Genomic DNA, 26,505 nt, shown 5'->3' with positions numbered 1-26,505 from the left:
GCGGGGCGAGTGAAGCTGGTCACGGTAGGGGTATCCGGGACGAGCACGGCGCGGGAAAGGTGGTGCCGTGGAAGACTCGTGGTATGAGCGATTCCACCGACACCCCGATCACCGAGATCGACCGCGAGCGCGCACTCGAGCTGCTCGCCACCGAGTCCCTGGGCCGCCTCGTCACCGTGCACGACGGCCGGGCCGAGATCTTCCCCGTCAACTACGCCCTGTCCGCCGACGGGAAGATTCTCTTCCGCACGGCCGAGGGCACCAAGCTGGCCGACATCACCGTCCACCCGGACGTGCTGTTCCAGGTCGACCACATCGAGGGCGATTCGGCGTGGCCGATCGTCGCCCGCGGTACCGCCCGCCGGCTCGACTCCTTTACCGAGATCAACCAGGCCGAGGAACTCGACCTCAAGCCGTGGATCCCCACCCTCAAGTACAACTTCGTGGAGATCACCCCCGAGCAGCTCGGCGGCCGCGGCTTCACCTTCGGCGAGGAGCCGGAGCGCTACACCGGCTACTGAGCCCGGACCGCCCCTCTCAGCTCCGCCCACAGCGCCTCGACGCGTGTCGCGATGTCGTCGCGGATGAGCGCCATGCGCTCCGCGCCCTCGATGCCTCGCGCACTCGGCTCGTCGGTCTCCCAGACCTCGATCGCCGTGCGCATCCCGTCCACCGGTACGAGGCGGGCGGCGGTTCCCAGGACGACGACCCGGTCGGCGCGACGGAGCACCTCGTCGTCGACACCCTCGACAGTTCCCGCCGACATGTCGGCTCCCACCTCGGCGAGGGAGGCCACGGACTCGGCGTTGGGGTCCTTGCCCAGGGCGGGCTCGGTGCCGGCGGAGTGGACCTCGACACTCTCGCCGGCCACCCGGCGCAGCAGCGCCTCGGCCATCTGCGACTTACCGCGGTTGGACCTGCATACAAAGAGGACGACGGGGCGCGCGCTCATCGCCCCGCCTCCCCGGCGTACGGGTCCGCCGAGGCCGCATGCGGGTTCGTCGGCGCGACGGCCGCGGTCCTGCCGGCACGCGGATCCTGGCGCAGCGCGCCCGGCACCGTCGGGTCGCTGGGGAAGAAGCGCCGGCCCGCCCAGAGGGCCACGTACACCAAACCGACGAGCACCGGCACCTCGATGAGCGGCCCGACCACGCCGGCGAGCGCCTGGCCGGAGGTGACGCCCCAGGTGCCGATCGCCACCGCGATCGCGAGCTCGAAGTTGTTACCGGCGGCGGTGAAGGCGACCGCCGTGGACTTGGCGTAGTTCAGCCCTGCTGCGCGGGCCGCGAACAGCGAGCCGCCGAACATGAGGACGAAGTAGGCCAACAGGGGCAGCGCCATCCGGGCCACGTCGAGCGGCCGGGTGGTGATGGCCTCGCCCTGGAAGGCGAAGAGGACGACGACGGTGAAGAGCAGGCCATAGAGCGCCCACGGGCCGATCCGCGGCAGGAAGGTCTCCTCGTACCACTGCCGACCCCGCGCGCGTTCCCCGACGTGCCGCGTGAGGAAACCCGCGACGAGCGGCACGCCGAGAAACACGACCACACTGAGCGCGATGGCCCCCACGGAGAACTCGGCACTCGTGGTCTCCAGCCCGAGCCAGCCGGGCAGCGTCTGGAGGTAGAACCAGCCGAGGCCGGCGTAGGCGATCACCTGGAACACCGAGTTGATGGCCACGAGGACGGCCGCCGCCTCACGGTCGCCGCACGCGAGGTCGTTCCACACGAAGACCATGGCGATGCAGCGCGCGAGCCCCACCACGATGAGGCCGGTCCGGTACTCGGGCAGGTCGGGCAGCATGAGCCACGCGAGCGCGAACATCAGCGCCGGGCCGACCACCCAGTTGAGCACCAGCGACATGACGAGGAGCTTCCGGTCCCCGGTGACGCGGTCGGTCTCGTCGTAGCGCACCTTGGCCAGGACCGGGTACATCATGACGAGCAGACCCAGCGCGATGGGCAGGGAGACGTCCGCGACCTTGACCGAGTCGAGCGCGGCCGCAACACCCGGCACGAGCCGGCCGATGAGCAGCCCCGCCGCCATCGCCACGAGAATCCACACGGCGAGGTAGCGGTCGAGGAAGGACATCTTCTGCGCGACGGGTTCGGTCGCCCGCGCAGTGGTGTGGGTGCTCACGGCACGACGGTAGGCTTTGTATCGACATTGGTCAATATGTGGAGACGGCGAGGGGCCCCCGCCGCGTACCCTGGCCGCATGACCGCGCTCGACCCCTCCTGCTGCATCGCCGGCGCCCACGGACCCCTGGGGCGCGCCGAGGCGGAGGCTGCGGCGGCGCGGTTCAAGGCCCTGGCCGACCCGATGCGCCTGCGTCTGCTCTCCCACATCGCCGCGGCGGACTGCCACGACGTGTGCGTGTGCACGCTCACCGAGCCGCTGGGGATCAGCCAGCCCACGGTGAGTCATCACATGAAGAAGCTCGTCGAGACCGGCCTGGTCACCCGCGAGCAGCGCGGCCGGATGGCGCACTACAGCATCGTGCCGGAGGCGTTCGAGGAGATCCGCGCGATCGTCGACGTCCGACCCACCTGATACCCCGACGAACGTTTCAGAATGTGAGACAATGGAGGTCAGCGGCCGATTTCGACCCAAGAAGGTGATCACCATGGCCCGCTCCACCCAGCTCCTCAAGAGCAAGGACACCTACTCACGAGAGGCGCTCGCCGACCTCCTCGCCACCCTCGCCGAGAAGATCCGCGCCGGCACCGTGACGTTCGACCAGGCCGGCAACAGCCTCGAGATCCCGATCCCGGAGTCGCTCCGCGTGGACATCGAGATCGAGGACGAACCGAAGCGTCGCGGTGGCACCAAGCGCGAGATCGAGATCGAGATGTGGTGGCTCGAGGGCGCCGAGGGCGAACTCGCCCCCACCGGCGGCGTGACGATCAGCTAGCGCCGGTGGCGTTGAGTCTCCCCGAGAGCCGCTCGAGCCGCTCCTGGCTCGCGCCGTCGAGCCCGACCACCGTCAGCGTCTTCCCCTTGGCCGCGTACTTGTGCTGCACGGCGTCGAGCGTGGCCACGGTGGAGGCATCCCAGATGTCGGCCTCGGAGAGGTCCAGCACGACGTGCTCCGGGTCGTCGGCGTAGTCGAACTGGTAAACGAGGTCGTTGCTCGAGGCCCAGAACAGCTCGCCGCGGACCCGGTAGGTGCGCGTGTCCACCGACCCGTCGTGGTTGGTGTCGAGCTCGGCGACCTTCTCGATGGTCGTCATGTGCGCCACGCGCCGGGCGAACATCACCATCGCGGTGACCACGCCGAGGATCACGCCGATCGCGAGGTTGCTCGTCCACACGGTCGCGGCCACCGTGACGAGCATGACGAGGGTCTCGGGGAACGGCATGAGCCGCAGCGTGCGCGGGTGGACGGAGTGCCAGTCCATGGTGCCGACGGAGACCATGACCATCACCGCGACCAGGGCGGCCATGGGGATGAGCCCCACGATGTCGCCGAGCGCCACCACCAGGATCAGCAGGAACACGCCGGCGAGCAGCGTGGACAGGCGCGTCCGGGCGCGGGACTCCTTGACGTTGATCATCGTCTGGCCGATCATCGCGCAGCCGCCCATGCCGCCGAAGAACCCGGTGACGAGGTTGGCCACGCCCTGCCCCCAGCCCTCGCGGGTCTTGTCGGAGTGGGTCTCCGTGATGTCATCGACCAACTTCGCCGTCATCAGGGACTCCATGAGCCCCACGAGCGCCATGGCCAGGGCGTAGGGCCCGATGATCCGCAGCGTGTCCAGCGCGAGGGGCACGTCGGGAAACATCAGTGACGGCAAGGTGGTCGGCAGCTCGCCCTGGTCGCTCACGTCCGGGACCGACCAGCCGACGGCCACGACCACGACCGTGGTGGCGATGATCGCGACGAGCGGCGCCGGGATGACGGTGGTCAGGCGCGGAAAGAAGACCATGATCGCGATCCCCGCCGCGACGAGCGGGTACACGAGCCACGGCACGCCGACGAGGTGCGGGATCTGGGCTGCAAAGATGAGGATGGCCAGCGCGTTGACGAAGCCGACCATCACCGAGCGCGGGATGAACCGCATGAGCCGGGCCACGCCCACCAGGCTCAGCGCCACCTGGATCGCGCCGGCGAGCAGCACGGTGGCGATGAGGTACTCGAGGCCGTGTTCGGCCATCACGGGAGCGATCACCAGCGCGACGGCGCCGGTGGCGGCCGAGATCATGGCGGGCCGGCCGCCGGTGAAGGCGATCGTGACGGCCATCGTCACCGAGGCGAAGAGCCCCACGCGCGGGTCCACGCCGGCGAGGATCGAGAACGAGATGGCCTCGGGGATGAGCGCCAGCGCCACGACGAGACCGGCGAGCACCTCGGTCCGGAGGCGGGCGGGCGAGGAGAACGCCTCGCGGAACGAGGGCAGCACGCCGGTCGGGGTCGCGTCGCTCACGGATCACCTACAGTCGTCGTCGGGACTCTCACGCCACGTGAGAGTAGAAAGCTACCGTAACGGGAGAGTTGTGGGCGGGCCAATCGAGGGCGAGCAGACGATGAAGATCGGCGAGGTGGCCGAGCGCACCGAGCTCTCGATCCGCAGCCTGCGCCACTACGACGAACTGGGCCTGGCGAGTCCGTCAGCCCACTCCCCCGGCGGGTTCCGGCTGTACACCGAGGCCGACGTCGAGCGGATCCTGCTCATCCGCCGGATGAAGCCGCTGGGCTTCCCGCTCGAGCGCATGCGGGATTTCTGCGCGGCGCTCGACGCCCGCGCAAGCGCCCCGGAGGCGGCGACCGCCACGATCGCCGAGATCCGCGGCGAGACCGCCGAGCGCCTCGCGCGCCTGCGTAAGCACCTGGCCTACGCGGAGGAGTTCCTCGAGATCGTCGAGGGCCTCTGACCGGCGCGACTCTGCCTTGGATCACGAGCAGCGGTATCAATCCCCGAGCGCGTCCCCCACGGCACCCCTGGCCCACTGCCCCACCCCGATGAGCGTGGCCGACGCGGCGCCGCACCAGTCGCCGTAGCCGAGCAGGTACAGCCCCGGCACGTCCGGCACCCGGGGACCGTCCGTGACGATCCGGCCGCGGCGCCGCGGCAGGCCTAGCCCGGACAGGTGCCCGAGGGCGGGTCGGAACCCGGTGCACCAGATCACGGCGTCGACCCGCACGGCCTCGCCGTCGTCCCATTCCACCCCGTCCCATTCCACCCCGTCCCCCGAGAACCGGGTGAACATGGGGGTCGCCCGGAGCAGCCCGGCGTCGCGCGCGGCGCGGACCGGGGGGACGACGACGATGTCGCCGAGCTCCGCGACCCCGCCCCCGCCCTGGCCGCGCACGGCGGCGCTCGCCACGCGGAACAGTTCGCGACCGTCGACGTCCTGAGGCAGGTACCGGGGCGGCCCGAGCGTGCACCAGGTGAGGTCGCAGTGCCCGGCGAGGTCGGCGGCGATCTGAGCGCCCGAGTTGGCGCCGCCCACCACCACGACCCGGCGGCCGGCGAAGCGGTCCGGACCGCGGTAGTGCGCGCTGTGGACCTGCTCGCCTCGGAAGCCGGCGGCGCCCGGGACGGCGGGCACGAACGGCCGCGACCAGGTGCCGGTCACGCTGATCACCACGCGGGAGCGCCACGTGCGGCCGTCGTCGGTGTGGATCAGGAACCCGCCGCCGTCGGCGTGTTCGACGCGCGCCACCCGGACCTCGCGGCGCACGGGCAGGTCGTAGCGCTCCTCGTACGCCCGCAGGTACTCCACCACGTGATCGGCGTCGGGGTTCTCGCCGCCCGACCCGGCGCCGTCGGTCGCCGGCATCCGCTTGCCGGGCAGCGAGGAGTACTCGGCCGGCGAGAACAGCCGGAGCGAGGGCCACGTGTGCGGCCACGCCCCGCCCGGGGCGTGGGCGGCGTCGAGGATCTCGAAGTCCGCGCCCGCGCGGGTGAGGTAGAAGCCGGCGGCGAGACCTGACTGTCCGCCGCCGATCACCACGACGTCGCGCTCGGCCACCGTGCCCCGATCGCCCGCGTTGGGCACACAGTTGTAGAGGGCAGAGGGGCGGTCGGTCATCGTGGTTCCTACCCGCGAAGGTACCGATACCTGTCGATGCTCCCGTCAGAGGGAGCGGGCGATGAGCTCCTTCATGATCTCGTTGGTGCCACCGTAGATCCGCATGACGCGGGCCGCGGCGTACATCTGCGCGATGGGGTACTCCATCATGTAGCCGTAGCCGCCGAAGAGTTGCAGGCAGCGGTCCACCACGTCGTCGAGCATCTCGGTGGCCTTGAGCTTGGCCATCGAGGCCGTGGTCGCGTCGAGCCGGCCGTCCACGTCGAGCTGCACGCAGTGGTCCACGAACACCTTGGCCGTGTAGACCTCGGTCTTGCAGTACGCGAGCTCGTGCTTGGTGTTCTGGAAGTCAAAGATGGTCTTGCCAAAGGCGCCGCGCTCCTTGACGTAGTCGATCGTCTGCAGCACCGCGGCCTCGGCCATGGACACCGCGTCCACGGCGATCGCCAGGCGCTCGCGCGGCAGCTGGTTCATGAGCTGGTAGAAGCCCTGCCCCTCCTCGCCGCCGAGCAGGTTGGCGGCCGGCACGCGCATGTCGTTGAAGAACAGCTCGGCGGTGTCCGCGCCGTGGCGGCCGATCTTCTCCAGCACGCGGCCGCGCTCGAAGCCGGGGGTGTCGGCGGTGACGGCGAACAGGCTCATCCCCCTGTGCCCGGCCTCGGGGTCGGTCTTGGCCACCACCACCACGAAGTCGGCCGAGCCGCCGTTGGAGATGAAGGTCTTGGAGCCGTTGATCACGTACTCGTCGCCGTCACGCCTGGCGGTGGTGCGCACGCCCTGCAGGTCCGAGCCGGCGCCGGGCTCGGTCATGGCGATCGCAGCGATCCACTCGCCCGAGGCAATCTTGGGCAGCCACGCCTTCTTCTGCTCCTCGCTGCCGTAGTTCATCACGTAGTGCGGCGTGATGGTGGAGCCGACGCCCATCCCGAACGCCGTGTCGAGGCTGTAGATGAGCTCCTCGGTGACGAGGTACTCCATGGCCGCGTCGCCGCCCTGCCCGCCGTACTCCTCCGGCACGTCGAGCAGCAGCAGGCCGGCCTCTCCGGTGCGCCGCCAGGTCTCGCGGTCCACGAACTTCTGCTGGGCCCACCTTGCCTGGTTGGGCGTCATCTCCTTGGCGAAGAACGCCCGCGCGTGCTCGCGGAGCAGCCGGTGGTCGTCGGACTCCCAGGTGGGACGGTAGTCGGGGAAGAGTGCGGACACGAGGGGCCTCCTGGGGGTCGACGACGACGAGGACTGCCGTCAGCCTACGACCGCACCCGCGAAGGAGTCCGCGATCGCGGCCGGGCTCGCACCGGGAAACCCCACTCGGGTCGGGGTACGGGCGGTTAAAGTTCTCTCGACTCTCATCCACCCGGCGAAAAAACCACACCATGCACCTCACCCGCACCCTGCCCGCCGCCACCGCGGCGGCCGCGGTCCTCCTCCTCGGGCCGCCCGCCCTGGCCGCGGCCGCCCCCGCCCCCGGACCCGGCGGCGTCACGGCCCCCGCCCGCACCTCGATCTCCCTGTCCACGCCGATCGGCGAGGTGGGCACCGGCAACCGCCACGAGTCCCGCCCGGCGCTGTCCGAGGTCAAGCTCCTCATGGCCGACTGGGTGCTCACCCGGGGCGACGGCTCCGCGCACGACCGGTGGTTGTGCGAGCGCATGATCCGGGCCAGCGACGACGCCGCCGCGCAGGAACTGTGGAACAAATACGGGCCTGTCACCGTCTCCTCGCCCGCCGCCCACTACGGGCTCACCGCGACCCGGCCCGGCCCGACCTGGGGGACGTCCCGGACCTCGGCCGCCGACCTCACGCGGTTCCTCGACGCCAAGCGCGAGCACGACCCGGGGTCGCCGCTCTTGCACTGGATGCGGACCGCCGAGCCCATGGCCGCCGACGGCACCCCCCAGAACTGGGGCACCTCCCGGCTGTCCGGCGTCGAGGGCACCAAGTGGGGCTGGAGCGACCACGGACCGAGCGTGGTGGCGTCCGCCTCCTTCGGCCGCGACTTCTCGATCGCGGCGATCACCTACGGCACGCCCGCCGACCAGAACGCCGATCTCGCCGGCGCCCTCGTCGACGTGCCCGCGCAGCCGATGCTCGTCACCGGCAGCGCCGAGGTGCCCCTGCCCGCCGGGATCGAGGTCCCCCGCGAGGTCGCCGACCACCTGCCGGTCCACCTCCCCGCGCCGACCCCGCCGCCCCTGCCGGAGCCGATCGCGCAGGCGCTCGCCACGGCCGGAATCCGGTCGCCGTCCTGACCGCGCCGGTCATACTCGTGCCATGACCGCATCCGGATCCGAGACCACCCCCGCGCCCGAGCCGTTCCCCACCGACTGGACCCGCTGCCTCGTCCTGGTGGCGCACCCGGACGACCCCGAGTACGGCATGTCCGCCGCCGTGGCCCGCTGGACCGCCGAGGGCCGGCACGTGGTGTACGTCCTGGCCTCCAGCGGCGAGGCCGGTATCGAGGGCATGGCCCCCGAGGTCGCCGGGCCGGTCCGCGAGGAGGAGCAGCGCCGCTCGTCGGCGATAGTGGGGGTGACCGAGGTCGAGTTCCTCGGCTTCCCGGACAGCCGGATCGTCGACGGCCCCGACCTGCGCGACGCCGTGGCCGACGCGATCCGCCGCCACCGTCCCGACGTGGTGGTCTCGCTCTACTCCGGCCCCGAGTGGGCGCCCGGCGCCCCCAATCAGAGCGACCACATGGAGTTCGGCGCCGCCGTGGGCACCGTGTTCGACGACCTCGCCGCGGCCGCCGGCGTGGAGTCCGGGGAGGCCCGGCCGCTGTTCTGGTTCGAGTCCACCCCCGACCCCACGCACTACGTGGTGGTGGACGGGTTCGTCGAGACCGCCGTCGACGCGTTGGCCGAGCACTTCGAGTACCTCTCGGTCCTCGACCCCGACACGCCCGTGCGCGACCAGGCCCGGACCCAGGTGGAGAACGTCTGCGCTCCCCGCGAGGGCCTGGCCGACGGCCGCCCCGTCGTGGGCTTCCGGCGAATGCGCCCCTGACCCGGCCGGCGTCAGTCGTCGGGCCGGGTCCGCCGCAGCGTGAGGTTGACCCGCCCGGGCGGGGCGCCCAGGACGTCGGCGCACCAGGACGGCGCCGTACCGTCGAACACCTTGGGCACGCCGTGGAACGCGAGCCGGGATGGCCCGCCGAACACCACGAGGTCGCCCGACTCCAGCCGGACGTCCCTGTAGGGGCGACCTCGGTGCTCGGGGGTGCCGAAGCGGAAGGTGCAGGCGTCGCCCAGGCTCAACGAGACCACGGGGGCGTCGCTGGCCTCGTCGCGATCCTGGTGCAGCCCCATCGTGGACCCACGGCCGTAGAGGTTCACCAGGGCGGCGTCGGGGGTGTAGGCGGTGGGGTCGACGCCGCCGGACAGGACCTCCGGGCAGACGCCGGCCGCCGCGGCGAGCGCGGACCGGGCCGCCCGGAGCAGCCACACCGGTAGAGGCGGAACGACCTCGTCGTCGTCGTACCGGTAGGGCGTCCACCCCCGCCCCAGGCTGAACGTACGCACCGACATCCGGCCCCCGCCCGGCAGCACGACGGTGCGTGGGGCGCGATCGGCGGCCCAGCCGGCGCACGCGCGGAGGAGGTACTCCTGCTGGTCGCGCCCCATCCAGCCCGGCAGGTGGACGGCGCCGGACCCGAGGACCGCGGGCGGGCGGTCGAGCGGGAAGAGCGCGTCAGCCACTCTTCGATTGTGCGACCCCGGAATCGCCGCCGCCGGCCGGGTCCTGCGAGGTGATGGGCGCGGCGACGTCCTCGAGCGACTGCCCCTCCGCGTCCACGCCGAGGACGATCTCGGCGATACCGCCGATCGCCATGATGCCGGCGGCGATGAGGAAGCCCAGGCCGACGAGACCGCGCTCACCGCTCTCGACGAAGTTGCCGAACAGGAACGGGCCGATGACTCCACCGAGTCCCGTGCCGATCGCGTAGAAGAACGCGATCGCCAGGGCGCGCGTCTCCATGGGGAAGATCTCGCTCACCGTGAGGTAGGCGGCCGAGGCGCCGGCGGTCGCGATGAAGAACGTCAGCGAGAGCAGGGCAACGAAGCCCCACAGCCCGCCCGCCTCGGACATAAAGACGACGTACAGGGGCACGGTGGCCAGCGCGGAACCGAGGTAGGTGCCGGAGATCATCTTCTTGCGCCCGACCTTGTCGAACAGCGGCCCCAGGATCAGTGCACCGGCGAAGTTCACGCCCGCGAACAGCGCCAGGAGCAGCGGGGCACTGTCCGAGGAGACGCCGTAGAAGTTCTGGTAGAGCGTGCCGAGGTTGAAGGTGATGCCGTTGTAGAGGAACGCCTGGCCGACGAACAGAGCCAGCCCGAGGATCGCGCGCTTGGGATACTTCCCGAACGCCGTCTTGGCGATCTCGGTGAGGGTGATGGACTCGCGCTGGTGGATGGTGAGCGCTTCGTCGTCCGGGACCCGCTCGAGGGGTTCGTCCTTCTCCTCCTCGACCGACTCCTCGATCTCGCCGACGATCTTCTCCGCTTGGTCCTCCCGGCCGTGGATGAACAGCCACCGCGGGCTCTCCGGGACGTGGCGGCGAACGAAGATGATCACCACTCCCAGGGCGGCGCCCACGCCCAGCGCGTACCGCCACCCCATGTTCTCGCTGAACATCGCCGTGTTGAGGAAGAACAGCGAGTAGAACGAACCGAACGCCGCACCCAGCCAATAGGTGCCGTTGATGAGGATGTCGACGCGGCCGCGGTACGAAGCGGGGATGAGCTCATCGACCGCCGAGTTGATGGCCGCGTACTCGCCCCCGATACCTGCGCCGGTGAAGAACCGGCAGACGAAGAACATCCACGGCGCCACGGAGAATGCCGTGGCCAGCGTCGCGAGGCAGTACACGACAAGGGTGATGATGAAGAGCTTCTTGCGACCCCACTTGTCGGTGAGTCGCCCGAAGAACAGGGCGCCGAGCACCGCACCGAGTATGTAGATCGAGGCCGCCAGGCCGATCTGCCCCTCGGTGATGGGCAGACCCGAGCCCGGCTCGACGAGCCGCGCGGCGAGGGAGCCGATGAGCGTGACCTCGAGGCCGTCGAGGATCCACACCGTGCCGAGGCCGATGATCACCTTCCAGTGGATCCCGGCCCAGGGGAGCCGGTCCATCCGCGCTGGCACCTTGGTCTCGATGGTCTTCATTGACCGTTCGTGTTTCGCCCTGTCGCCCATGAATCGGTTCTAACCCGCTCGTCCCCGGTCCGCATCCGATCCGTGTGACGATCGCGCCACGACGTGGTTTTACCCCTGGTCAGCCTTCTCCGCGCAGCACCGCCCACGCCTGCTCGGCGAGCTCGGGGGTCGCCGCGGCCACCACGGTGCCGCCCCCGAGGGGCTGCTCGCCGTCGGGTCCGGTGACCACACCGCCGGCGGCCTCGACGATGGGGATGAGGGCCACGATGTCGTAGGGCTTGAGGTCGGCTTCGACGACGAGGTCGACCCGTCCCGCGGCCACCATGCAGTACGCGTAGCAGTCCCCGCCGAAGCGTTGGAGGCGGACGCGTCGACCGAGGTCGTCGTATCTCTCGCGGGTCTCGCCGGACTCGCCGAACATCGACGGGTGGGTGGTGTACATGATCGCCTCGGACAGCTCCCGGCAGCCGGAGGTACGTAGTTCGACAAGGGATGGCCCGTCGGGGCTCGTGGAATCGGGGCGGCGTCGCACGACGGCGCGGCCGTGCACGGCGCCGAAGGTCTCACCCAGAACCGGCTGGTCCATGAAGCCCGCGACGGCGCGGCCGTCCTCGACCACTCCGACGAGCGTGCCCCAGCCCGTCATGCCGGTGAGGAACGCCTTGGTGCCGTCGATCGGGTCGAGGTACCAGGTGCGCCGGGCGTCGTCGGGCCCGGAGGCGCCGTTCTCCTCCCCCACCACGCGGTCACCCGGCGACATCGCGGAGATCCCCGCGCGCAGCAGCGCCTCGATCGACCGGTCCGCCTCGGTCACGGGGTCGTAGTCGCGCCCACCGCTCTTGTCGGCGGCTCCCATTGACTCCAGGTCGCCGTGGAAGTGCCGGAGGGCGATGCGGCCCGAGGCGGCCAGGAGCTCGTCGAGGTGCTCGAGGGCCTCGTCCTCGAGGGGGTGCGCATACCGCTGGTTCATGCCCACAGTGCACCACAGATGTCGAAGTAGCGGGTACTGGTCGGGCCCGCGCACTAGCGTGGGGGACAACCGATCCGGACGGGAGGCCCCATGCCGTGAACGCCCTCCTCGACTTCCTCTCCACGCGTCGCACCCAGCTCGCGGTGGACTCGTGGCAGCACGTGAGTGCCACGGTCCAGGCCGTGCTCCTGGCCACGGCGCTCTCGCTGCTGGTCGGTGTGGCGGTGTACCGCAGCCGGGCGGGCTCCGCCGTGGCCACGGGCCTGGCCTCGACGGCCCTCACGGTGCCGTCCTTCGCACTACTCGGCCTGCTCATCCCGGTCCTCGGGCTGGGAGTGTTGCCGACCATGGTGGCTCTCGTGATCTACGCGGTGCTGCCGATCCTGCGCAACACCATCGTCGGGCTCGACGCGGTGCCGGCCGCCACGGTGGACGCCGCCCGCGGCGTGGGGATGAGCCGGATGGGTGTCCTCGGGCGGGTGGAGCTGCCGCTGGCGTGGCCGTCGATCCTCGCCGGCATCCGGGTCTCCACGCAGATGTCCATGGGCATCCTCGCGATCGCCGCCTACGCCAAGGGCCCGGGCCTGGGCAACCTCATCTTTGCGGGCCTGTCCCGAGTGGGTACGCCCACCGCGGTACCCATGGCCCTCACCGCCACCGTCCTCATCGTCGTCCTCGCGCTCGTCCTCGACGGGCTCCTCGTCCTACTCGGACGCCTCACTGCCAGGGGGATCCAGTGACCGAACCCGCCGCGCCGACCCGAAACGCCGATGCCGGTGTCTCCGGAGTGCCGATCGTCCTCGACGAGGTCACCAAGATCTTCCCCGGCCAGGACACGCCGGCCGTGGACCGCGTCTCCCTCGAACTGCCCGCCGGGCGGACCACCGTGTTCGTGGGCCCGTCGGGCTGCGGCAAGACCACCACCATGCGGATGATCAACCGGCTCATCGAGCCCACCTCCGGCACCATCACGATCGACGGTCGCGACAACCGGGAGCTGGACCCTGACGCCCTCCGCCGCGAGATCGGCTACGCCATCCAGGCCTCCGGCCTGTTCCCGCACATGACCGTGGCCCAGAACATCGCAACCGTCCCGAAGCTGCTCAAGTGGAAGAAGCGCCGGATCGCCGAGCGCGTGGACGAGATGCTGACGCTCGTCGGCCTGGACCCGGCGGACTTCCGCGACCGCTACCCGGCCCAGCTCTCCGGCGGCCAGCAACAGCGCGTCGGCGTGGCCCGGGCGCTCGCCGCCGACCCGCCGGTCCTGCTCATGGACGAGCCGTTCGGCGCGGTGGACCCCATCACGCGGGCCGCGCTCCAGGACGAACTCATCCGGCTGCAGGACGATCTGCACAAGACCATCGTCTTTGTCACCCACGACTTCAACGAGGCGGTCAAGATCGGTGACCGGATCGCCGTGCTCGGCCCCGGCTCGTCGGTTCTGCAGTTCGACACCCCGGAGTCGATCCTCTCCCACCCGGCCGACGACACGGTCGCGGGCTTCATCGGCGACGACGCCGCGCTCAAGACGCTCACCCTCCGCACCGTCGGCGACGTGGCGCTGGGCGAGGCGCCCACGGCGAGGGAGTCCGAGTCGCCGCACGCATTCGCCGGCCGGCTCCGCGCGAGCCCCGACGAGTGGGGCGTGGTGCTCGACGACGCCGGCCGCCCGGCCCGCTGGGTGCGCGGCGACCGCGTGGAGTCGATGCCGGACCTGCGGTCGGGCGGCCAGCCGGTGGGCGGCCACGTGACCGTGGACTCGACGCTCCAGGAGGCGCTCGACGGCCTGCTCTCCACCGCCAGCGCCACCACGGTCGTCGTGGACTCCTCCGGCGCGTACCGCGGAACGATCAGCATCGACGACCTCGTGGACGAGCTCCGCCGGATCAAGCACCACCACGCCGGGGCCGAGCAGGGTTCGGGGCCGGCGTGAGCACCGCCACCGCCTCCACCGAGTCGCGCGCGGAGAAGATCCGGCTGTTCGTGCAGCCGGTGCTCGTGCTGGTCGTGGGCGCGGCCGTGCTGTGGTGGGCGCTCACCGGGGACCTCAGCGAGACGCAGCAGGCCTCCCTCAACGCCGCGTCGATCTCGCAGCGGATCCTCGAGCACATCCAGATCACGATCGCGGTGACGCTCATCGTGGTGGCGATCGGCGTGCCACTGGGGATCCTGCTCACCCGCCCCCGCATGGGCTTTTTCGCCCCCGTTGCGATCGGGATCGCCAACATCGGTCAGGCGGCCCCGGCCATCGGGCTCATCGTGCTGCTCTTCCTGGCCACCAACCGCACCGGGTTCTGGATCGGGGTCCTGCCCGTGGCGGCGTACGCGCTGCTGCCGGTGCTGCGCAACACCATCGTCGGGATCCGGAACGTGGACCCCGCCCTGCTCGAGGCGGCCCGGGGCCAGGGGATGACGGCGAGGAGGGTCCTGCGCTCGGTGGAGCTGCCGCTGGCCGTGCCGTTCATCCTCGCCGGCCTGCGCACCACCCTCGTGCTGGCGGTGGGGACGGCCACCCTGAGCTTCCTCGTGGATGCCGGCGGCCTGGGGATCTTCATCGACACCGGCTACCGCCTCCAGGACCACCGCACCCTCGTGGTGGGCTCCGTCCTCGCCGTGTGCCTCGCGTTGTTCGTCGACTGGCTCGGCGGCGTAGGCGAGCGGCTCTTCAACCCCAGGGGGCTCCGATGACCGCCACGCGACGCCGCCCCCTCCGGGCGCTGACCCGGTCCCTCGCCGCCGGACTGGCCACGGTGCTCGTGGCCACGGGCTGCGGGCTCAGCGACGGCGGGTCCGTCCCGCTGCCGGTGGGCCCCGGACCGGACGGGACCGTGGCCGAGCTCGAGGGCGTGCGCATCGCGGTGGGCGGCAAGGACTTCACCGAGGGCGTCCTGGCCAGCTACTTAGTGGAGTTCCTCCTCGCCGCCGCCGGGATGGACGTCTCCGACATGTCGTCGCTGGCCGGGTCCAACAGCTTCCGGCAGGCGATGATCACCGGGCAGGTGGACATCGGTATGGAGTACACGGGCACCGCCTGGATGAGCTACATGGGCCAGGAGGAACCCATCCGCGACCCGCAGGGCCAGTGGGAGGCGGTCCGTGATGCCGATCTCGAGGAGAACGACATCCGCTGGATGCCGCCCACCACCGTGGACAACACCTACTCCTTCGCGCTCAACCGCGAGGCCGCCGAGCGGACCGGGGTACGGACGCTCTCGGACTACGCCGACCTCGTCCGGTCTGACCCGTCCGCTGCCGTGACCTGCATGGAGACCGAGTTCTCCGTGCGCCGCGACGGCTGGCCCGGCCTCGCGGACACCTACGGCTTCGACGCGCAGACGGTCCCGGTCCCGATCATGCAACCGGGCATCATCTACCAGGCGACCGCGGTGGGCCGGGAGTGCACGTTCGGCGAGGTGTACGTCACCGACGGCCGGGTCAAGGGGCTCGATCTGGTGGTGCTCGAGGACGACAAGCGCTTCTTCCCCGTCTACAACCTCGCCACGGTGATCCGCGGCGAGGTCCTGGACAAGCACCCGGAGATCGAGGAGGTCCTGGCCCCGCTCGAGGACGTGCTCACCAACGAGGTCATGGTGGACCTCAACATGCGCGTCGACGTGGACGGAGAGGACCCCGCGCAGGTCGCGAGGGATTTCCTCGTGGAGCGCCGGCTCGTCAGCACGGGGTGATTCTGCGCCGGAGCCGGCCGTGGAGGACAATCGGACGCAGGCACCCCAGGAGGTATGCATGCCCAGGAATCCGTTCGCGGTGGTGAGCGGGCTCCCCCGCGCGGCCGCGCGGCTGCCCAAGATGGCCCCCGACCTGTCCCAGCTCCCCAAGGGCAGGTTCGTCACCCTCACCGACGACGTGCGGACCCGGCTGTACGACACCGGCGAGGAGCACCTCACCCCGGTCGTGTTGCTTCACGGAATGGCCGCCACCGGGATGCTCAACTGGTACCAGACCTTCCAGCGCCTGCGGGGTGAGTACCGTCTCATCTCCTTTGACCAGCGCTGGCACGGCAAGGGCTTCAAGGGTGACTTCGGGTTCGACACCCTGACCGACGACGTCCTGCGCGTCATCGACCACCTCGAGCTCGAGAAGCCGGTCCTCGGCGGCTACTCGATGGGCGGTCTCATCTCGCAGCTCGCGGCCCGCCGCGACCCGTCCCGGCTCGGGGGGCTCGTCCTGGCGGCCACCGGCACCGGCGCCGAGCGCAACGCCCTGGAGAAGCTCACCATGGGTGGATTCCTGCGCACGAGCCCGCTGCTCAACACGGTGCCCATGGAGTTCGCGGAGGAGTTGGAGGAGGACGACGACCCGCTCAACGCCCACCGCTGGGCGATGCGGGAGCTCTCCTCCGTCTCGTTTACCACCCACCGCACTGTGATCGGCGAGGTCGCCAAGTTCAACTCCACCGAGTGGCTGTATCAGCTCGACCTGCCGGTGGCGATCATCAAGACGATGCGCGACGTGGCGTTCCCGCGCTGGATCCAGGACGAGATGGCCGACCTGCTGCCGCACAGCGCGGTGTTCCCCATCACCGCCGGTCACGCAGTGTGCGCCACGCACCCGGGCACGTTCGCCCGGCGTATGCGCACCGCCATCGGCTGGGTGGTGTCCAACGCCGGGTGAGCCCGGCGGGCCGGCGGTGAGGGGGCCGGGCCGCCAAGGGCCGGTCAGTTGTTCGTCGTGGCTTCGTCCAGGCGGTCGCGCGCCTCGTCCCCGTACTCCTGGAGACACTGCTCGATCTTGGCCTGGTCGGTCCCGGCGTCCTGTAGACACTGGCCGGCGTCGGTGTTCTGGACCAGCGAGGCGATGCCGAACGTGATGAGTCCGCCGATGATCACGGCGAGCAGGCCCAGGATCGCGCCGGCCACACCCGAACCCCGGCCCGAGCCGTTGATCCGCTTGGAGCGGCCGCGGGCGACGAGGCCCACGATGATGGCGATGAGGCCCAGGACGATGCCGGCGACGCCGAGGACCGGGATCCAGGACACAGCGAGGGCCAGGAGGCCGAGCAGCAGCGCCGCGATGCCCAACCCGGCGCCGCCCTTCCGCCGCACCGCCGGCTCGCCAGCGTAGGCGCCGCGGCCGTCGTCCATGGGGAGATTGTGGGGGTCGTTCCTGCGGTTCATCTCGCCTCCGTTGTGGGGAACGTGGATTCTTCGACCGCGCGGGGACGCGCGATCGACCGCCAGAGTTCCAGCTCGCGGGCCACTACGCACCCGCTGGAACAGCGGGACGTCACCGCTACGGTATCGCCAACCCGCCCCCGCCACCACGCGAGTAGAGGTAGGCGGTCACCGCGAACACGGCGACCGCGAGGCCTCCCAGCGCTATCCCCCACACCGCGCGCCGCGGGTCGGGCTCCTCGTTGGTGATCCAGCCCGTGGGCCACTTGGCGAGCGCCCCGAAGCCGATCGCCATGAGGGCGGCGACAAACGCCACGATGTTGAGCAGCGGGATCCACGAACCGGCCAGCGCGCAGGACCCGAGCACGAGTGCCCGGGTGCCCAGGTCCATACCTCCGGAGGCCCCGCCGCCGCGCCGAACGGACTCACCCCTGGATCGGAACACCATGCCCTGATCCTAGGCGGACGGCGGGCTCCGGCGTCGGCTCAGGCGCCGGCGCGCAGGTCCTTGCGCAGGATCTTGCCCGCGGCCGACTTGGGCACCTCGTCGATGAACTGCACGGCACGGACCTTCTTGTACGGGGCCACGCGCTCGGCGACGAAGTCCATGACGCCCTGCTCGTCCAGTTCCGCGCCCTGTTGCCGCACGACGAACGCCTTGGGCACCTCCTCGCCGTCGGCGTCGCGCACCCCCACCACCGCCGCGTCGGCGATCTGCGGGTTGGTGAGCAGCAGCGCCTCCAGCTCGGCCGGCGGCACCTGGTAGCCCTTGTACTTGATGAGCTCCTTGAGCCGATCCACGATGTAGACGTTGCCGTCCGCGTCCACGCGCGCGATGTCGCCGGTGTGCAGGTAGCCCTCGTCATCGAGCGAATCGCGGGTGGCCTGCTCGTTGTTCAGGTACCCCACCATGACGTTGGGGCCGGCGCACCAGAGCTCGCCGGGCTCGCTGAGCGCGACGCCACCCTCGTCGTCGACCTCTCCGGCCGCCGGGTACGCCACCTCGTCAGAGGTTCCGGGCTCGACGATTTTGCACGTCATGTTGGGCAGGGTGACCCCCACGGAGTCCAGGGGGGCCGCGACGTCGGGGCGGTGAGCGTGGCTCACCGGGCTCATCTCGCTCATGCCGAAGCCCTGCTTGACGTGGCAGCCCAGACGCGCGGCGACCGCGTTGCCGAGCTCGGCGTCCAGCGCGGCAGCGCCGGAGAAGATGGTGGTAACGCTGGACAGGTCGTACTCGTCGACCATCGGGTGCTTGGCCAGTGCCACCGCGACGGGGGGTGCGATGAACACGTAGGTGCAGCGGAACTCGGAGACCGTGCGGAGGAAATCCTGGAGGTCGAACCGCGGCATCGTCACCAGGCACCCGCGGTTGTAGAGCGCGGCGTTCAGCAGGACGGTCATACCGTAGATGTGGAAGAACGGCAGGACCGCGAGCAGGCGGTCATCGTGGCGCACGTCGATCATGGGCCGCGTCTGGCACACGTTGGCCACGAGGTTGCGGTGCGTGAGCATGACCCCCTTGGGGTTGCCCGTGGTACCGGAGGAGTAGGGCAGGACGGCGAGGTGCGTGGCCGGGTCGAAGTCGACCTCCGGCGGCGCGGCGCCGTCGGCGAAGAGGTCGAGGAGGTTGGGGTGCCCCTCGGCGCCGTCGAGGACGACGACGTGGGCGTCGTCGAGCCCCACGCGGGCCGCACCGGCCTTGGCCGCCTCCATGAGCGGCGAGACCGTGACGAGCATCTTCGCCCCGGAGTCGCGGAGCTGCTTGGCGATCTCGTCGCCGGTGAACAGCGAGTTGACGGTGGTGGCGATGGCGCCCGAGCGCAGAATGCCGTGGAAGACGGCGCCGAACGCCGGGACGTTGGGGCAGTGCAGCGCCACCACGTCGCCCTGCTCGATCCCGCGGTGTCGCAGCGCGCCGGCGACCAGGTCGATCTGCTCGATGAGCGAACGGTAGGTGGTCTCGGAGCCGTCGCGGCTATCGACAAAGGCCAGCCTGTCGAGGTCGGCCTCGGCGATGTCGCCGAAGAGGAAGTCGTACACGCTCTTCGCCGGGATCTCGACGTCGGGTAGGGGGCTGGTGAACGGCATGTGGGGCCTCCGAGGGTGAGAACGAGGGACGACCGCAGTCTATGTGACGCGGCTCACTGGCCGGTGCCCTACAGGTGTACGTCGTTGTACGCGCGCTCGTCCTCGATCGGTTCGAGGTGGGACGTGATGTGACTGTGGGGAAGCGCGTCGTGGATCTCCTGCTCGACCAGTTCCACGAGGTCGTGGCCGCGGTCCACACTCCACTCACCGGGGACGAGCGCGTGGAACTCGACGAACCGCCACCGTCCCGACTCCCGGGTGCGCAGCTCGTGGAAGTCCACCTCGCCGGGCACGCGGTGCCGTGCGAGCACCTCCTCGATCGCCCGGTTGTCCTCGTCGGGCAGCGTGGCGTCCATGAGCCCCATCCCGGAGACGTGGACCAGTCGGTAGCCCACGTAGAGGATGTTGAGGCCCACCAGGATCGCGACGACGGGGTCGAGCACCTCCCAGCCGGTGAGCCAGACCAGGGCCACGCCCACCACCACGCCGATCGAGGTCACGACGTCGGTGAGCAGGTGCTTGCCGTCCGCCTCGAGCGTGCGCGAGCGGTGTCGGGCGCCGGCCCGCACCAGGATGAGCCCCACCACGGCGTTGATCACGGCCGCCACCACCGAGATGAGCAGACCCAGACCGAGGGACTCCAGGGGCCGCGGGTTGATGATGCGCTCGACGGCCGTATAGACGATGAACGCCGCGGCCACCAGGATCATCGCCCCCTCGGCCCCGGCCGAGAAGTACTCGGCCTTGGAGTGGCCGTACTGGTGGTCGTCGTCCGCCGGCCGCTCGGCCACGGTGATGGCGATGAGCGCGATGACCGCCGCCACGAGGTTGACGACGGACTCCGCGGCGTCCGAGAGGAGACCGACCGAGCCGGTCACCCACCACGCGCCCACCTTGAGGGCGATGGTGACGACGGCCGTCGCGACGGACAGCCACGCGAACTTCTTGAGCACGGACACGCGGTAAGCCTAGGCCCCACCTCCGAGATCCGCCCCTCGGCGCTCGGCTAGCGTCTGCTCCATGACCGACGTCGGCGCCCCCGTCACCACGCCCGCGAAGCTGCGCACGATCGTGCTCGTGGTGGCCGCGCTCAACCTGGCCTACTTCTTCGTCGAGGTGTCGGTCGCGCTGGCGATCGGCTCGGTGGCGCTGCTCGCCGACTCGGTGGACTTCCTCGAGGACACCGCCGTCAACGTCATCATCGCGCTGGCGCTCGGGCTCCCCCTGGCCAAGCGGGCGACGGCCGGGAAGATCATGGCGGTGATCATCTGCGCGCCCGCCGTGGCGGCCGCGTGGCAGGCCTTCGTCAAGGCCGGCGACCCGTCCCCGCCCGACGTGCCACTGCTCGCGATCACGGCCGGCGGCGCCGCCGTCGTCAACCTCACCTGCGCGCTCATCCTCGCGCGGATCCGGTCCCACGGCGGCTCCATGACCACCGCCGCGTTCCTCGCCGCGCGCAACGACGTCATCATCAACGTCGTCATCATCGCCATGGCCGGCGTCACCGCGTGGACGATGAGCGGCTGGCCGGACATCGTCCTGGGCGTGGTGATCATCCTGCTCAACCTGGCCGCCGCCAAGGAAGTGTGGGAGGTCGCGGAGTCCGAGACCCTCGCCGCGCGCGCTCTCGCCGGCGAGGACCCGGAGGACGACGACTAGGAGGTCGGCCGCCGCCCGCCCGCGGCCACCCGCCCGCCGCTACGAGCCCTCGCTGCCCACGCCGGCCGCCCGGCTGCCCGCAGCCGCGCCGCCGTCGGTCTGCTCGATCACTCGGTGGATCCCCGGCACGCCAGCGTCGCCCCACGCGGCGGCGTCGAAACGCTGCTCGAGCCACGGCACGCCCTGGATCCCCACCAGCTCGGTGCTCGCGCGCCAGGCGTCGCGGACGAAGTCCTGGAAGCCACACTCGGTGGGGTCGATCGTCACGCTCGCCCCGCCCTCGGCGTACCGGTCGGCCAGCCACAGCACGTCGGAATACGGCACGAGGCAGTCGGTGGGGCACGAGCTGAGGTACACAGGCGCGTTGGGGGTCTGCTTACCCAGTCGCCCCTCGTCGTAGCGGCGACGGAAGGCCGGGTCGTCGCTGGGCAGGCCGCCGGCGAACACCGCCTGCAGTGGTAGCCCCGGGGTGAGCCCGTAGACGAGCTGGCAGCTGGTGTGGAACACATCGGCCACCTGCCGGCCGAGCGGCGTGAGCCGGGAGTCGAGGTCGATCTCGGGGTACGCGGCGGCATAGCCCAGGGCGTTGGCCACCACGAAGCCGGCGGCGAGCTCGCCGCCGGCGAAGTGTTCGAAGCTCGTCGAGTCCACGACCATGCCCTGGAGGACCGAGCCCACGATCCGCCGCTCGGGGGCGTAGGAGCCCGCCATCTCGGCGGCCGTGGTGCCGGCGACGCCGCCGCCCGCCAGCCCGAATATCGCGGCCGGCAGGTCCGGCTCGATCGGGGCGTCGGGCACCTGCTCGATCGCGCGGAGGATGTCCAGCGCGGCCGGGCCGGAGAGCGCGCCCACCGAGAAGGGGTGCACGCCGGGTGCTCCGTTGTTTCCGAAGTCGGTCATGGCCACGGCCCAGCCGCGGGCGAGCATCTGTGGGATCGGCCCCAGGGAGACCTGCGCGAGGTCGGCGGTGTTCCCGCCCACCCAGCGGTAGCTGGGCCCGCACCCGGGGGCGAGGTTGTCATTGGCCTCGAGGTAGCTCACCACGCGCTTCTCGCCGTGCTCCCCGAAGGCGTGCGGGACCAGCACGATGCCGCTCACCACGCGGGACCCGCCGTCGAGCCCGGTACTGGCGTAGAGAACCTGCCAGGCGTCGAGACCGCCGAAGCGGATGAGCACGTTCTGCGGCTGCACCCTGCGCGAGCGCAGCAGCGTTCCGGCGGGCATGTCCGGGCCCACCTCGGGGTCCGCGTAGAACGGGTCCTCCTGCGGCGGGGTCGGGAACCACTCCTCCGGCGTGGCGAGCCGGCCGTCGAGCACGGAGTCCACCACGGGCGGCGAGAAGATCTCGTGCGGCAGGACGGTGGGGGCGGCCGTCGCCGCGGGAACGCCGGTCCCGGCGACCGAGACGGCGAGCGCCAGGGCGAGAATGCCGGTCGCCCGGCCGGGGTTGCGCATGGCGCGAGCTTAACAACCGCTGAGAACCCGGACGCCTGCCGCCCGCGGACTCCCGCACGGTCCGCGGTGAGGTGAGCCACTGCGGGGCGCCCGAAATCGGTACTGTCGGAGGCATGCACGTAGGGCTGATCTGGCTGGGCGCGGCGGTACTGCTCGCGGCCGGCGAGTCCGTGAGTGGAGAACTCTTCCTCCTCATGCTCGCCGGCGGCGCGTTGGGCGGCTCCGCGGCGGCCTTCCTCGGCGCCCCGGTGTGGGGGCAGGCGCTGGCGTTCGCTCTGGTCTCGATCATCCTCGTCGTGGGCGTCCGCCCGGTGGTCCGCCGCCGCATACTCTCCGCGCTCCCGGAGCACGACACCAACACGGCTGCGCTCACCGGCCGCGGGGGTACCGTCGTCGAGGCCGTCGGCCCCGGCGGGGGCCTGGTGGAGATCGGCGGCGACACCTGGACAGCGCGACCGCTGCTCGACGGCGACACGTTCGCCGCCGGAGAGAAGGTCCTCGTGCACCAGATCGAAGGCGCCACGGCGATCGTCGTGCGCGGCGTCTAGCAGACCGCCAGAACGACCGAACCGCTAGGAGAACCATGGGTGGCTTGATCTTCCTCGCCTTCCTCGTCGTCTTGATCGTCTCGGTGGTGGTGAGCTCGGTGAAGCTCATCCCCCAGGCCGAGGCGGCCGTCATCGAGCGGCTCGGCCGCTACCAGCGCACCGTGAGCGGCCAGCTCACACTGATCATCCCGTTCATCGACCGCGTCCGCGCCAAGGTGGACCTCCGCGAGCGCGTCGTGACCTTCCCGCCGCAGTCGATGATCACCGAGGACAACCTCACGCTGAGCATCGACACGGTCGTCTACTTCCAGGTCACCGACCCCAAGTCGGCGGTCTACGAGATCAACAACTACATCGTGGCCGTGGAGCAGCTGGCCACCACGACGCTGCGCAACGTCGTCGGCGGGCTCACGCTGGAGCAGACGCTGACGAGCCGCGACATGATCAACAAGCAGCTGCGCGGCGTACTCGACTCCGAGACCGGCCGCTGGGGCCTGCGCGTGGCCCGGGTCGAATTGCGCTCGATCGACCCGCCGCCCTCGATCCAGGAGTCGATGGAGAAGCAGATGAAGGCCGACCGCGAGAAGCGGGCCATCATCCTCACCGCCGAGGGCCAGCGCGAGGCCGCCATCACCACCGCGCAGGGCGCCAAGCAGGCCGCGATCCTCGACGCCGAGGGCAACAAGCAGGCCTCGATCCTCTCCGCCGAGGCCGAGCGCCAGTCGCGGATGCTCCGCGCCCAGGGTGAGCGGGCCGCCCGTTACCTCGTCGCCGAGGGCCAGGCCGCCGCGATCGCCCGCGTCAACGCCGCGGTCAAGTCCTCCAAGCCCACGCCGGAGATGCTCGCCTACCAGTACGTGCAGAACCTGCCGGAGATGGCCAAGGGCGACGCCGCCACGATGTGGATGATCCCCTCGCAGTTCGGCGACTCGCTGGAGACGTTCGCCAAGGCGATGGCCAAGAAGGACGAGGAGGGCGTGTTCCGCTACGAGCCGAGCGGTGACGCCGACGACGCCGAGCTGCCCTCGGCGCCCGAGAGCTGGTTCGACACCTCGACCGACCCCGAGATCGCGCAGTCCGTGGCCGCCGCCGAGGCCGCCGCCCGCGGGGCCGGGTCGTCGACGACGGAGGACGAGGGGCGCCGCCGGCCCAAGCCCAAGCCGGACGTGTTCGACATGGTCCCCGAGTCCGAGGGCGGCGCGGCCCCCGACACCGCCGGCGCCGGGCACGACCAGAGGGACGCCCTCGGCGGCCCGCCGCAGGGCCTGCCCTCCGGCCCGGCCCCGGGCCCGGCGGACGCGTACCCCACGCATCGGGAGGCCGACGAGTACGGGCAGCACCACCGGCCGTGAGTGACGCCAGCGAGGCGACCACCGCCGGTCGGGAGTTCGACGCCGAGGACATCCGCCTCATCGAGACGGCGGCCGCGGTGTTCGCCTCGCGGGGCATCAAGGGCACGAGCACCGACGACATCGCCAAGGCCGCCGGCGTCACCCGCGTGACCCTGTACCGCCGGCTGGGCACGCGCGACGAGGTGCTGCGCGCGATGTACGCGCACGAGACGCAGCGGCTCATGATGTCGCTCAACGACCGCTTCATCCCCTTCGAGTCCCTCGAGTGGGACGCCGTCCGGCACGTCGAGGACCTGCTCGTGGGGACGGTGTTCGACATCCGCGACAGCGAACTGTTGCGCCGCCTCGTCGAGATGGACCGCGCCGAGGCCATGGCCATGCTCGCCACGCAGTCGGACTCGGTGCTCGGCGCGATCACCGAGCTCGTCGCCGAGTTCCTCCGCAACACGTGGGACGCCGACGTGCACACGCGGCCGATAGGGGACGACGAGGTGCAGCGGCTGTCCAGAGAGATCGGCGCCGTGGTCGGCCGCTTTCTCCACTCACTCGTGGTGATGCCGGACGGGCCACCGGTTGTGGAGTCCGAGGAGCAGATACGGGCACTGGCCCGGCGCGCCCTCGTGCCGATGATCCTGCAGCGCTGACCGCGGCCGCTAGGTCGCGGCATCGCGCGCGGCCTCGTAGCGGGCTATGGCCACGCGCCGCTCCTGTGCGTGGTCGACGAGAGGCGCCGGGTAGCCACCCTCACCGTCGGTCCGCGGTTCATGGACCTTTGGACCGGCTACCCCGCGGAGCTCGGGAACCCAGCGGCGCACGTAGTCACCCTCCGGGTCGAAGCGTCGCCCCTGGGCGACGGGGTTGAACACCCGGAAGTACGGGGCGGCATCGGTACCCGTACCTGCCGTCCACTGCCATCCGTGCTGGTTGGAGGCCAGATCACCGTCAACGAGATGGTCGAGGAAGTGCGCGGCGCCACGGCGCCAGTCCACGTGCAGGTCCTTGGTGAGGAAGGACGCGGTGATCATACGTAGCCGGTTGTGCATCCATCCCTCGGCGAGGAGTTGCCGCATCCCGGCGTCGACGATCGGGTACCCGGTACGCCCGGCCTTCCATGCCTCGAAGTCCGCCTCCGCCTCGGCGCCGGTCGCCCACGCCACCCCGGCGAAGCGCAGGTCCACCTCCTCGCGAGCCGAACGTGGGCGATGGTGCAGGACGTCGGCATAGAACTCGCGCCACGCCAACTCGGAGGCGAAGGCGTCGCGCCCGGACGCCAGGTCCTCCGGCAGGGAATCGGTGGCCCCGAGGGAGGCGAGGTCGGCGAGCAGGGTGCGAGGGTGGATCGTGCCGAACTTGAGATCCACGCCCAGGCGGGAGGTGGCGTCGAGGTCGGGGCGGTCACGGTCCGCGGCATACCCGGCCAGCCGCTCGGCGCGAAAGCTCACCCACCGGTCGAGGGCGGCGCCCTCACCGAAGGGCCCGAGATCACCCTCGCGCAGGTGAGCGTGCGGATCCTCGACCGGGATCGCCTCGGCGACGGGCACCGGCGTGGCGTTCCGTTCAGACGGAGCCGGACACCAACCCACAACACCGGCGTCCACGTGGGCCGGCGCGGGCCAGCCGTGCTCGTACCACGCCCGCCGAAACGGGGTGAAGACCTTATACGGCTCCCCCAGCCGGGTGCGGACACGGCCCGGGGAGACCGCGTAGGGCGACCCCGTCCGCACCAACGCGCGGCCGTCCTGCGCCAGTGCCCGTTCGACTCGGCGATCGCGGGCCGCTCCGTAGGGGGCGAAGTCCTCGGAGACGTGGACGGTGTCGGCATCGACGGCCCGCGCCACCGCCGGCACCACCGTGGTGGGGGTACCCGAAACCACACACAGTCGCCCGTCCAACGCGCGGTCCAGCGCCTCGAGCGCGCCGCGCAACGCGGCCAGACGGGGTGCTCCGGCACGTCGCAACAGCGCCGGATCTGCGACGAACAGCGGCAGCACCGGGCCCGTGGTGGCTGCCACCGCGAGCGCGGGATGATCGCCTAGTCGCAGGTCGCGGCGTACCCACAGCACCGACGGCCGACGGCTGCTCCGCTCGCTCATGCGTACGCCCCCTCG

29 protein-coding genes are annotated in these 26,505 nt (G+C 71.0%); 15 read left to right on the top strand and 14 right to left on the bottom strand.

Features of this window, described 5'->3' with window-relative positions:
* Positions 1-83 precede the first annotated feature (83 nt).
* The gene (locus ACH0BZ_RS05625; protein ID WP_406896994.1) at positions 84-521 is read left to right on the top strand and encodes a pyridoxamine 5'-phosphate oxidase family protein; all 438 of its coding nucleotides are present in this window, start codon (positions 84-86) and stop codon (positions 519-521) included.
* Here the strand turns inward: ACH0BZ_RS05625 and ACH0BZ_RS05620 are convergent.
* Together ACH0BZ_RS05620 and arsB are read right to left on the bottom strand one after the other, a co-directional pair.
* Positions 515-952, bottom strand: coding sequence for a low molecular weight phosphatase family protein (locus ACH0BZ_RS05620; protein ID WP_406896993.1), 438 nt, complete (start codon positions 950-952; stop codon positions 515-517). The genes ACH0BZ_RS05625 and ACH0BZ_RS05620 overlap by 7 nt on opposite strands.
* A complete protein-coding gene (arsB, locus tag ACH0BZ_RS05615; RefSeq protein WP_406897129.1) occupies positions 949-2,088 on the bottom strand; it encodes an ACR3 family arsenite efflux transporter in 1,140 nt (379 codons plus the stop codon). Before arsB ends, ACH0BZ_RS05620 begins: the two co-directional genes overlap by 4 nt.
* Before the next feature lie 126 nt (positions 2,089-2,214).
* Here arsB and ACH0BZ_RS05610 point away from each other — a divergent pair, with 126 nt between their 5' ends.
* Both ACH0BZ_RS05610 and ACH0BZ_RS05605 read left to right on the top strand, forming a co-directional pair.
* Entirely contained in the window at positions 2,215-2,550 is a 336-nt protein-coding gene (locus ACH0BZ_RS05610; protein ID WP_406896992.1) for an ArsR/SmtB family transcription factor, read from the top strand.
* Positions 2,551-2,623: 73 nt separating this feature from the next.
* Entirely contained in the window at positions 2,624-2,911 is a 288-nt protein-coding gene (locus ACH0BZ_RS05605) for an amphi-Trp domain-containing protein (RefSeq protein ID WP_406896991.1), read from the top strand.
* On the opposite strand, the gene ACH0BZ_RS05600 is transcribed toward ACH0BZ_RS05605, so the two are convergent.
* On the bottom strand, positions 2,904-4,424 hold the full coding sequence (locus tag ACH0BZ_RS05600) for a SulP family inorganic anion transporter (RefSeq protein WP_406896990.1): 1,521 nt from the start codon (positions 4,422-4,424) through the stop codon (positions 2,904-2,906). The two genes, ACH0BZ_RS05605 and ACH0BZ_RS05600, sit on opposite strands and share 8 nt — an antisense overlap.
* A 100-nt stretch (positions 4,425-4,524) precedes the next feature.
* On the opposite strand from ACH0BZ_RS05600, the gene ACH0BZ_RS05595 reads away from it, so the two are divergent.
* Positions 4,525-4,872, top strand: a complete 348-nt coding sequence (locus ACH0BZ_RS05595; RefSeq protein ID WP_406897128.1) for a MerR family transcriptional regulator — start codon at positions 4,525-4,527, stop codon at positions 4,870-4,872.
* A gap of 36 nt (positions 4,873-4,908) precedes the next feature.
* Here ACH0BZ_RS05595 and ACH0BZ_RS05590 read toward each other — a convergent pair whose 3' ends face one another.
* Positions 4,909-6,033 (bottom strand): ArsO family NAD(P)H-dependent flavin-containing monooxygenase, encoded by a 1,125-nt coding sequence (locus ACH0BZ_RS05590; RefSeq protein ID WP_406896989.1) that lies wholly within the window; start codon positions 6,031-6,033, stop codon positions 4,909-4,911.
* A 45-nt stretch (positions 6,034-6,078) separates the two neighbouring features.
* Positions 6,079-7,236 carry an acyl-CoA dehydrogenase family protein gene (locus tag ACH0BZ_RS05585; protein WP_406896988.1) on the bottom strand — a complete coding sequence of 386 codons (1,158 nt, stop codon included), beginning with the start codon at positions 7,234-7,236 and terminating at the stop codon, positions 6,079-6,081.
* A 170-nt stretch (positions 7,237-7,406) separates the two neighbouring features.
* On the opposite strand from ACH0BZ_RS05585, the gene ACH0BZ_RS05580 reads away from it, so the two are divergent.
* Together ACH0BZ_RS05580 and ACH0BZ_RS05575 are read left to right on the top strand one after the other, a co-directional pair.
* Positions 7,407-8,282, top strand: a complete 876-nt coding sequence (locus ACH0BZ_RS05580; protein ID WP_406896987.1) for a hypothetical protein — start codon at positions 7,407-7,409, stop codon at positions 8,280-8,282.
* Positions 8,283-8,304: 22 nt separating this feature from the next.
* Positions 8,305-9,036: a PIG-L deacetylase family protein gene (locus ACH0BZ_RS05575; RefSeq protein ID WP_406896986.1), complete on the top strand. Its 732-nt coding sequence runs from the start codon at positions 8,305-8,307 to the stop codon at positions 9,034-9,036.
* A gap of 11 nt (positions 9,037-9,047) precedes the next feature.
* Here ACH0BZ_RS05575 and ACH0BZ_RS05570 read toward each other — a convergent pair whose 3' ends face one another.
* The 3 genes from ACH0BZ_RS05570 to ACH0BZ_RS05560 form a co-directional block, all read right to left on the bottom strand.
* On the bottom strand, positions 9,048-9,728 hold the full coding sequence (locus tag ACH0BZ_RS05570) for an alpha-ketoglutarate-dependent dioxygenase AlkB family protein (protein ID WP_406896985.1): 681 nt from the start codon (positions 9,726-9,728) through the stop codon (positions 9,048-9,050).
* A complete protein-coding gene (locus ACH0BZ_RS05565) occupies positions 9,721-11,199 on the bottom strand; it encodes an MFS transporter (RefSeq protein WP_406896984.1) in 1,479 nt (492 codons plus the stop codon). The genes ACH0BZ_RS05570 and ACH0BZ_RS05565 overlap by 8 nt, the downstream gene beginning before the upstream one ends.
* 109 nt (positions 11,200-11,308) lie before the next feature.
* Positions 11,309-12,160 (bottom strand): inositol monophosphatase family protein, encoded by an 852-nt coding sequence (locus ACH0BZ_RS05560; protein WP_406896983.1) that lies wholly within the window; start codon positions 12,158-12,160, stop codon positions 11,309-11,311.
* 95 nt (positions 12,161-12,255) lie between these two features.
* Here ACH0BZ_RS05560 and ACH0BZ_RS05555 point away from each other — a divergent pair, with 95 nt between their 5' ends.
* From ACH0BZ_RS05555 to ACH0BZ_RS05535, 5 genes are read left to right on the top strand one after another with little or no spacing between them, the layout of a single operon-like run.
* Positions 12,256-12,900 (top strand): ABC transporter permease, encoded by a 645-nt coding sequence (locus tag ACH0BZ_RS05555; RefSeq protein ID WP_406896982.1) that lies wholly within the window; start codon positions 12,256-12,258, stop codon positions 12,898-12,900.
* Positions 12,897-14,093 carry an ABC transporter ATP-binding protein gene (locus ACH0BZ_RS05550; protein ID WP_406896981.1) on the top strand — a complete coding sequence of 399 codons (1,197 nt, stop codon included), beginning with the start codon at positions 12,897-12,899 and terminating at the stop codon, positions 14,091-14,093. The genes ACH0BZ_RS05555 and ACH0BZ_RS05550 overlap by 4 nt, the downstream gene beginning before the upstream one ends.
* Positions 14,090-14,848: an ABC transporter permease gene (locus ACH0BZ_RS05545; protein ID WP_406896980.1), complete on the top strand. Its 759-nt coding sequence runs from the start codon at positions 14,090-14,092 to the stop codon at positions 14,846-14,848. The genes ACH0BZ_RS05550 and ACH0BZ_RS05545 overlap by 4 nt, the downstream gene beginning before the upstream one ends.
* On the top strand, positions 14,845-15,846 hold the full coding sequence (locus ACH0BZ_RS05540) for a glycine betaine ABC transporter substrate-binding protein (RefSeq protein WP_406896979.1): 1,002 nt from the start codon (positions 14,845-14,847) through the stop codon (positions 15,844-15,846). Before ACH0BZ_RS05545 ends, ACH0BZ_RS05540 begins: the two co-directional genes overlap by 4 nt.
* A 58-nt stretch (positions 15,847-15,904) precedes the next feature.
* Complete coding sequence (locus ACH0BZ_RS05535; RefSeq protein ID WP_406896978.1) at positions 15,905-16,792, top strand: alpha/beta fold hydrolase; 888 nt, start codon at positions 15,905-15,907, stop codon at positions 16,790-16,792.
* A gap of 44 nt (positions 16,793-16,836) precedes the next feature.
* Here ACH0BZ_RS05535 and ACH0BZ_RS05530 read toward each other — a convergent pair whose 3' ends face one another.
* The 4 genes from ACH0BZ_RS05530 to ACH0BZ_RS05515 form a co-directional block, all read right to left on the bottom strand.
* The gene (locus ACH0BZ_RS05530) at positions 16,837-17,262 is read right to left on the bottom strand and encodes a DUF4190 domain-containing protein (RefSeq protein WP_406896977.1); all 426 of its coding nucleotides are present in this window, start codon (positions 17,260-17,262) and stop codon (positions 16,837-16,839) included.
* Positions 17,263-17,410: 148 nt separating this feature from the next.
* Positions 17,411-17,740 (bottom strand): hypothetical protein, encoded by a 330-nt coding sequence (locus tag ACH0BZ_RS05525; RefSeq protein ID WP_406896976.1) that lies wholly within the window; start codon positions 17,738-17,740, stop codon positions 17,411-17,413.
* Positions 17,741-17,778: 38 nt separating this feature from the next.
* Positions 17,779-19,383 (bottom strand): AMP-binding protein, encoded by a 1,605-nt coding sequence (locus ACH0BZ_RS05520; protein ID WP_406896975.1) that lies wholly within the window; start codon positions 19,381-19,383, stop codon positions 17,779-17,781.
* A gap of 68 nt (positions 19,384-19,451) precedes the next feature.
* On the bottom strand, positions 19,452-20,342 hold the full coding sequence (locus ACH0BZ_RS05515) for a cation diffusion facilitator family transporter (RefSeq protein WP_406896974.1): 891 nt from the start codon (positions 20,340-20,342) through the stop codon (positions 19,452-19,454).
* A gap of 61 nt (positions 20,343-20,403) precedes the next feature.
* Here ACH0BZ_RS05515 and ACH0BZ_RS05510 point away from each other — a divergent pair, with 61 nt between their 5' ends.
* Positions 20,404-21,042, top strand: a complete 639-nt coding sequence (locus ACH0BZ_RS05510) for a cation transporter (RefSeq protein ID WP_406896973.1) — start codon at positions 20,404-20,406, stop codon at positions 21,040-21,042.
* A 39-nt stretch (positions 21,043-21,081) separates the two neighbouring features.
* Here ACH0BZ_RS05510 and ACH0BZ_RS05505 read toward each other — a convergent pair whose 3' ends face one another.
* Positions 21,082-22,497: a lipase family protein gene (locus ACH0BZ_RS05505; protein ID WP_406896972.1), complete on the bottom strand. Its 1,416-nt coding sequence runs from the start codon at positions 22,495-22,497 to the stop codon at positions 21,082-21,084.
* Positions 22,498-22,610: 113 nt separating this feature from the next.
* Between ACH0BZ_RS05505 and ACH0BZ_RS05500 the strand changes: the two genes are divergently transcribed.
* The 3 genes from ACH0BZ_RS05500 to ACH0BZ_RS05490 are packed head-to-tail and all read left to right on the top strand — an operon-like array spanning position 22,611 to position 25,041.
* Positions 22,611-23,045, top strand: coding sequence for an NfeD family protein (locus tag ACH0BZ_RS05500; RefSeq protein WP_406896971.1), 435 nt, complete (start codon positions 22,611-22,613; stop codon positions 23,043-23,045).
* Between the two features lie 35 nt (positions 23,046-23,080).
* On the top strand, positions 23,081-24,397 hold the full coding sequence (locus tag ACH0BZ_RS05495; RefSeq protein WP_406896970.1) for an SPFH domain-containing protein: 1,317 nt from the start codon (positions 23,081-23,083) through the stop codon (positions 24,395-24,397).
* Positions 24,394-25,041 (top strand): helix-turn-helix domain-containing protein, encoded by a 648-nt coding sequence (locus ACH0BZ_RS05490; protein ID WP_406896969.1) that lies wholly within the window; start codon positions 24,394-24,396, stop codon positions 25,039-25,041. The genes ACH0BZ_RS05495 and ACH0BZ_RS05490 overlap by 4 nt, the downstream gene beginning before the upstream one ends.
* Positions 25,042-25,050: 9 nt before the next feature.
* Here ACH0BZ_RS05490 and ACH0BZ_RS05485 read toward each other — a convergent pair whose 3' ends face one another.
* Positions 25,051-26,490, bottom strand: a complete 1,440-nt coding sequence (locus ACH0BZ_RS05485) for a cryptochrome/photolyase family protein (RefSeq protein WP_406896968.1) — start codon at positions 26,488-26,490, stop codon at positions 25,051-25,053.
* Between the last annotated feature and the right edge of the window lie 15 nt (positions 26,491-26,505).

Source organism: Dietzia sp. 179-F 9C3 NHS, assembly GCF_045369825.1.
In the GTDB taxonomy this organism is placed as follows: Bacteria; Actinomycetota; Actinomycetes; order Mycobacteriales; family Mycobacteriaceae; genus Dietzia.
The sequence above is the reverse complement of the archived record's forward strand: the minus strand, read 5'-3'. Positions and strand labels throughout refer to the sequence as shown.

What these genes read in the sequence shown, in the direction of transcription:
- arsB (WP_406897129.1), bottom strand. Translation starts at nt 2,088, where the DNA reads ATGTCCTTCCTCGACCGCTACCTCGCCGTGTGGATTCTCGTGGCGATG.
- ACH0BZ_RS05540 (WP_406896979.1), top strand. Translation starts at nt 14,845, where the DNA reads ATGACCGCCACGCGACGCCGCCCCCTCCGGGCGCTGACCCGGTCCCTC.
- ACH0BZ_RS05510 (WP_406896973.1), top strand. Translation starts at nt 20,404, where the DNA reads ATGACCGACGTCGGCGCCCCCGTCACCACGCCCGCGAAGCTGCGCACG.
- ACH0BZ_RS05595 (WP_406897128.1), top strand. Translation starts at nt 4,525, where the DNA reads ATGAAGATCGGCGAGGTGGCCGAGCGCACCGAGCTCTCGATCCGCAGC.
- ACH0BZ_RS05625 (WP_406896994.1), top strand. Translation starts at nt 84, where the DNA reads ATGAGCGATTCCACCGACACCCCGATCACCGAGATCGACCGCGAGCGC.
- ACH0BZ_RS05620 (WP_406896993.1), bottom strand. Translation starts at nt 952, where the DNA reads ATGAGCGCGCGCCCCGTCGTCCTCTTTGTATGCAGGTCCAACCGCGGT.
- ACH0BZ_RS05560 (WP_406896983.1), bottom strand. Translation starts at nt 12,160, where the DNA reads ATGAACCAGCGGTATGCGCACCCCCTCGAGGACGAGGCCCTCGAGCAC.
- ACH0BZ_RS05485 (WP_406896968.1), bottom strand. Translation starts at nt 26,490, where the DNA reads ATGAGCGAGCGGAGCAGCCGTCGGCCGTCGGTGCTGTGGGTACGCCGC.
- ACH0BZ_RS05610 (WP_406896992.1), top strand. Translation starts at nt 2,215, where the DNA reads ATGACCGCGCTCGACCCCTCCTGCTGCATCGCCGGCGCCCACGGACCC.
- ACH0BZ_RS05565 (WP_406896984.1), bottom strand. Translation starts at nt 11,199, where the DNA reads ATGAAGACCATCGAGACCAAGGTGCCAGCGCGGATGGACCGGCTCCCC.
- ACH0BZ_RS05535 (WP_406896978.1), top strand. Translation starts at nt 15,905, where the DNA reads ATGCCCAGGAATCCGTTCGCGGTGGTGAGCGGGCTCCCCCGCGCGGCC.
- ACH0BZ_RS05505 (WP_406896972.1), bottom strand. Translation starts at nt 22,497, where the DNA reads ATGCGCAACCCCGGCCGGGCGACCGGCATTCTCGCCCTGGCGCTCGCC.
- ACH0BZ_RS05575 (WP_406896986.1), top strand. Translation starts at nt 8,305, where the DNA reads ATGACCGCATCCGGATCCGAGACCACCCCCGCGCCCGAGCCGTTCCCC.
- ACH0BZ_RS05520 (WP_406896975.1), bottom strand. Translation starts at nt 19,383, where the DNA reads ATGCCGTTCACCAGCCCCCTACCCGACGTCGAGATCCCGGCGAAGAGC.
- ACH0BZ_RS05530 (WP_406896977.1), bottom strand. Translation starts at nt 17,262, where the DNA reads ATGGACGACGGCCGCGGCGCCTACGCTGGCGAGCCGGCGGTGCGGCGG.
- ACH0BZ_RS05495 (WP_406896970.1), top strand. Translation starts at nt 23,081, where the DNA reads ATGGGTGGCTTGATCTTCCTCGCCTTCCTCGTCGTCTTGATCGTCTCG.
- ACH0BZ_RS05590 (WP_406896989.1), bottom strand. Translation starts at nt 6,033, where the DNA reads ATGACCGACCGCCCCTCTGCCCTCTACAACTGTGTGCCCAACGCGGGC.
- ACH0BZ_RS05605 (WP_406896991.1), top strand. Translation starts at nt 2,624, where the DNA reads ATGGCCCGCTCCACCCAGCTCCTCAAGAGCAAGGACACCTACTCACGA.
- ACH0BZ_RS05580 (WP_406896987.1), top strand. Translation starts at nt 7,407, where the DNA reads ATGCACCTCACCCGCACCCTGCCCGCCGCCACCGCGGCGGCCGCGGTC.
- ACH0BZ_RS05500 (WP_406896971.1), top strand. Translation starts at nt 22,611, where the DNA reads ATGCACGTAGGGCTGATCTGGCTGGGCGCGGCGGTACTGCTCGCGGCC.
- ACH0BZ_RS05525 (WP_406896976.1), bottom strand. Translation starts at nt 17,740, where the DNA reads ATGGTGTTCCGATCCAGGGGTGAGTCCGTTCGGCGCGGCGGCGGGGCC.